Below are 4,385 nucleotides of genomic sequence, written 5' to 3'. Positions count from 1 at the left end.
AAGAGTATCGGACATAGTGAGTTAATATGTACGTCTAATAACTTTCATGTTATCGCTAACTATTTTTTTATCTATTATCTCTAAGTCAGTAATAAGAAAATTAAGTTTATTAGCTGAAAAGCTAGCTTGTTTAAAATCCTTAATTTTTAAAAAACCTTCTATTTTTAAAATGGTTTCCTTTATATCTATTTTTATTCTTTTTCTTTGGTCTGTATTGCTCACAATTACACTCAAGTTTCATTTGATCGTTAAAAGAAAAGACAAGTTTAGCAGGAACGCGAATTAAGTTTTATGTTTTTTGTACTACTGGAGAACGCGATTCTCCAAAAGTATATATTGAAACATTTCTAATAAAACTACGTTTTATGTTACCGCTCCGCTCCATGCTTCGCATAAAAAACAGTACTAAAAAAGCATTTAATTTGAAATAAATCAAAATAATAGTACTAGTTTACTTTACTTTGTATGTGTTTGTGTTAGAATTAGTACTAGAAATAAGGGAAACAAATCCTTTATAGTTAAAATAGGTACTAGAAAATGAAAGAATATTTAACAAAAGATGAAGACTTGATGATTTCGTTTAATGTAAAAAATGAAACCGTTGAGTTTGCATCAGGTAGGATTGTATTTAAGGTAAATATAAATCAATTAAATGTTGTTGAAGCTGTAGATAGATTTGTAATTATGTTTCATCAAAACACAAAAGCACCTAATTTAATTGTTTTAAATGGATTAAGTGAAGCATTAGAAATAAGTGATTTTTTAGAAAGGCCGATCTGGTTGTTACAAAGTGACGGTGAAACATTAAAATTGAGAGGTGTTAATAATGCTAGTTAAATTTACAACTCAAGAAGAACAAGATTTTAAAATAGAAGAACTAAAAGAACATTTTGATGTGGGAACGGCTTCTAAAGCTTGTATGTTAGCAGTTATGTCATATAAAGAATTACACAGAAGATTTTTAGAGATATCAAAAGAAAGCAATGATTATCTTTATAGATTAGGTGTTATAGCTGAAAGTATAGAAGCTAAAGAAGTTGCAGATTATGATATAAAAGAATGTTTAAAGTTTAAATAAATGAGGTTTAATTATGTTTTATATTGTAGTGTTAATATTATTTTCTTTTAATTTATTATTTATAGATAAAGCGTTAAAAGAAGGTGATTTAATAATGATGGTTACAGGGTGCGCAATGTGCTTAATAATATTTTGTTGTATATTAGCAAGAGCATGGATTTATTTTTAAAATTAGTAAATTTTTATGTTGTGGTTTCTTCCTGATAACGAGCTTCTTTGACAGGAGGCTCGTCACTCCAATTAAAGCCTTTAGGGTTGCAATAGACATTATATACTTCATTATCTCGTGTTAATTTTGCATGACATTCAGACTTAAAAAGCACTTTATAACCAACATTTTGAGGGTGTATTACATTGCCCTCTTCATCATTGAAAAAATAAGTAAATCGTCCATCCGTTACGAATTCAAGACCATTGATAAAAATCTGCCCTAAATCAGAGGTTTTAACATTTATATACTCGGACACAGTAACTTGATTATCTTTATTAACAGTTTCAGATTTAACAATGTTTTCTTTTTCTAAGTTAATTTTAGAATCAGACCAACTCGAAACAAAGAAATAACCGACCACAGCAAAACAAAGCATTACTAATTGTAATACTGGAAAGTCTTTTTTAATCGTTGATTTTGTTACTTCTGGTTTAACTGTTGCGCCCTGCTCTTGTTGTGCTTTTTTGTATTCTGATGGTACGCCAAAATAATGAGGGTGCAATACTGAATATGATGCCCGTAAATCAATTTCTTTAGCTTTTTTTGTGTTTGGGTCTATGACAATTTGAACATCTTTTTTAAATTGTTGTGATGTTTTATAACAATCATGTAAATCATTGCGCCTGAAATGACCTGAGCCAGTACGAAGATTTTTATCAATTCTACGTCCATCATACATTTTTACTATGTGAAACTTAGGACAAAGTTTATCGAACCAAGGTTTTACAAAAGTTTTCCAAAAGATACCAGGAAACAAATTAAGTGACGAACGGAAAGAATAAAGCTCATCGATTACGGTTTCTTTGATTTGTTTATCAACTGCATCTATTGACTGGCCAATAAGTTTTAAGTCCCAACCGTCCTTACGTGATTGAACAATCCAATTAACTACAGCAAGTCTGTCGGGGTCATTCCAGTTTCGTGAGTTAAACGAAGTAAGTAATTCATCAAGTATTACACCCCCGTTTTTTTTCTCGTCGTAAGTTTCGGGTTTATCATGATCTAATTCAGGATAAGCTTTACCCAGACACAATAAATCGATTGAACGTGGGAAATCGGGCAATCTTACATAATGTGCTTTAGGATTATCAGGAATAAGTTTATCGAGAAATATATCTAAATTAGTTGCAACTGAATGCCCTGCTTTTAATCTATTTTGTATGAACTCAACAGCATATTTAGATTTACCAGAACCCCTGCGACCCTCGAAAAATGTAGCCATTATGCTTTAACCTTTAGGTTTAATAATTTGTTTTTCATTATGAATATATAACTAGCAGCATGAGCAGAAGAAACAACACCAATACATTGACCAGCATTACTAGGAATCATTGAGAAACCAGAAAGTAATAATGAATTAGTTGGCAGTGATGCAGTGATGCCACTTAAGCCTGAATTGATAGCAGCAATAAAAACAACCGTTAAAGCAATGTATACAGCAATGTAAGCAACTGAAAAAGCCGCTTTACGTGCTAAGAAAACACCAATTAAACCAGTAATGCCGCTGATTATTGTTGTAAAAAAAGTAACTATAACGCCCATTATGATACCGTCCTTGTGAATGTTCTGCCTGCCAAATGTAAAGTGTATAAAGCTGTGATGATATATAAAAAGTAAGTAAGCATAGGATTTACATATGTATTGTATGGGGGGCAATGCTTATCGAACACTATGTTTTTAGGTTGACCACGCAATGAAACATTTAAAGTAAATGGAATGCATTGACCCGTATTGACGTTAGGCCATAAATCTTTAATGAACGGAAGTTCGGGAAAGTCTGCATTAGTAATATCACCTTCTAATGAATCAATAAAATCTGAATCATCACCTCTTGCGGTTTCTAGCATTGAGTCAGTATTGGCTTGTGTTGATTCGGCAGCACTTCCGAAATCATCAAAAAACTTATTAACGCTTTGTTCGTATTCAGTTTGAGAAATCGTATCATCTTCTGGGAAATTAATAGTTATATTACTAGGTGTTGTATCAGGAGTGACGGGTGTTGTATTCGTAATATCTGGATTGACTATATCATCAGTTGTGGGGTCAACAAGTGGCTGACCTTCTTCAGTTGCTTTTATTGCTGCTTGAGTGGGTTTAACAAATTCAGACGGTACATAATTGGGTAAATCGGGGTTTGTTGTTTGATAGTTTCCACTAGCAACGGATTTTAAATATTCATTAAATTGATCTGAAACTAAAGGTTCGTTTACTGAATCGACAGAATCAGAGCTTATAAACTCATCATTTTCTCGTTCCATGAAAGGTTTCCAATCCCAATCAGCATAAGGGTCGCTAGTCATAGAATCAGATAAAGCTGTTGCCATTTCGGGTAGTGTAGCTTTAGATGGATGATAAGTATCAAAAACTTCTTGTTGAACACAATTACCTTGATAAGGAACAGCGTGACTAGGTGAAGAATCAGGAGGGCAAGAGTAAACAGGTGGCAAAGGAGAAGCTGAACCAGTGTTAGTTTGTCTATCATTTGACCAGACAACACAAGTACCTGAATGAGCAGCATAGTTTGTACACCAGTCATGATTTGCAACTAAAGTAGTATCATTTTTAACAGCGCTTGAAACATTTCTAATATATTCACTAGGCTGTGTTTTTTCCCACTCTTTAGCAGCCCAAGAAGCACAAAGACCGATTGAAGTAGCTACAGTTTCAGAGTTGTTAACACCATGACATTGATAGACATTAGTTAGTTGTTGATTCTCTTGTAAATCGTCAGGTATAGATCCATCTATTGAAGCGGGCTTGTAAAAAACTTCATCTTCATCTTGAAAGAAAGCCAAAGCAGTTAAACCAAGAACGGCCCAAGGATTTTTTCTTAAAAGCTGCTTTGCTAAAGTCGCGGGTGAATAAGTTTTAAAAGTAGCGATAGCAAAACGACCATTGTTAGTAACAGCACCACCAAATTTTGATGTTGTATCAACATGGAAAGGATAAGGAGCAAAAGCAGGTTTAGAGCCAAGAGGTTTAAGTTGAGTGTACGTCTTAACGTCAGAAGAATAAGAAAAAAATGGCAAAAGTAAAAGTGTTAAAAGTAAAAATTTAAGCATGTGTCACCTGTTAAAGTTTTAAAAAAAACTCCGT

At 33.0% G+C, this 4,385-nt stretch carries 6 protein-coding genes; 2 read left to right on the top strand and 4 right to left on the bottom strand.

The window, feature by feature from the left end; genetic code table 11:
* Positions 1–21: 21 nt before the first annotated feature.
* Positions 22–222, bottom strand: coding sequence for a hypothetical protein (locus tag KO502_RS12725; protein WP_216022940.1), 201 nt, complete (start codon positions 220–222; stop codon positions 22–24).
* A gap of 315 nt (positions 223–537) precedes the next feature.
* Between KO502_RS12725 and KO502_RS12720 the strand changes: the two genes are divergently transcribed.
* Together KO502_RS12720 and KO502_RS12715 are read left to right on the top strand one after the other, a co-directional pair.
* Positions 538–837 carry a hypothetical protein gene (locus KO502_RS12720; RefSeq protein ID WP_216022939.1) on the top strand — a complete coding sequence of 100 codons (300 nt, stop codon included), beginning with the start codon at positions 538–540 and terminating at the stop codon, positions 835–837.
* Positions 827–1,078: a hypothetical protein gene (locus tag KO502_RS12715; protein ID WP_216022938.1), complete on the top strand. Its 252-nt coding sequence runs from the start codon at positions 827–829 to the stop codon at positions 1,076–1,078. Before KO502_RS12720 ends, KO502_RS12715 begins: the two co-directional genes overlap by 11 nt.
* A 182-nt stretch (positions 1,079–1,260) precedes the next feature.
* Here the strand turns inward: KO502_RS12715 and KO502_RS12710 are convergent, their stop codons facing one another.
* From KO502_RS12710 to KO502_RS12700, 3 genes are read right to left on the bottom strand one after another with little or no spacing between them, the layout of a single operon-like run.
* Entirely contained in the window at positions 1,261–2,511 is a 1,251-nt protein-coding gene (locus KO502_RS12710; protein ID WP_216022937.1) for a zonular occludens toxin domain-containing protein, read from the bottom strand.
* A complete protein-coding gene (locus KO502_RS12705) occupies positions 2,511–2,831 on the bottom strand; it encodes a DUF5455 family protein (protein ID WP_216022936.1) in 321 nt (106 codons plus the stop codon). Before KO502_RS12705 ends, KO502_RS12710 begins: the two co-directional genes overlap by 1 nt.
* Complete coding sequence (locus KO502_RS12700; protein WP_216022935.1) at positions 2,831–4,351, bottom strand: hypothetical protein; 1,521 nt, start codon at positions 4,349–4,351, stop codon at positions 2,831–2,833. The genes KO502_RS12705 and KO502_RS12700 overlap by 1 nt, the downstream gene beginning before the upstream one ends.
* Between the last annotated feature and the right edge of the window lie 34 nt (positions 4,352–4,385).

The sequence above is a fragment of the Colwellia sp. E2M01 genome (assembly GCF_018860585.1).
GTDB lineage: Bacteria > Pseudomonadota > Gammaproteobacteria > Enterobacterales > Alteromonadaceae > Colwellia.
This window is presented reverse-complemented; position numbering and strand designations above follow the sequence as displayed.

Bases quoted from the DNA above. Each gene is read 5' to 3' on its own strand.
- KO502_RS12700 (WP_216022935.1), bottom strand. From the start codon at position 4,351: ATGCTTAAATTTTTACTTTTAACACTTTTACTTTTGCCATTTTTTTCT.
- KO502_RS12720 (WP_216022939.1), top strand. From the start codon at position 538: ATGAAAGAATATTTAACAAAAGATGAAGACTTGATGATTTCGTTTAAT.
- KO502_RS12710 (WP_216022937.1), bottom strand. From the start codon at position 2,511: ATGGCTACATTTTTCGAGGGTCGCAGGGGTTCTGGTAAATCTAAATAT.
- KO502_RS12705 (WP_216022936.1), bottom strand. From the start codon at position 2,831: ATGGGCGTTATAGTTACTTTTTTTACAACAATAATCAGCGGCATTACT.
- KO502_RS12715 (WP_216022938.1), top strand. From the start codon at position 827: ATGCTAGTTAAATTTACAACTCAAGAAGAACAAGATTTTAAAATAGAA.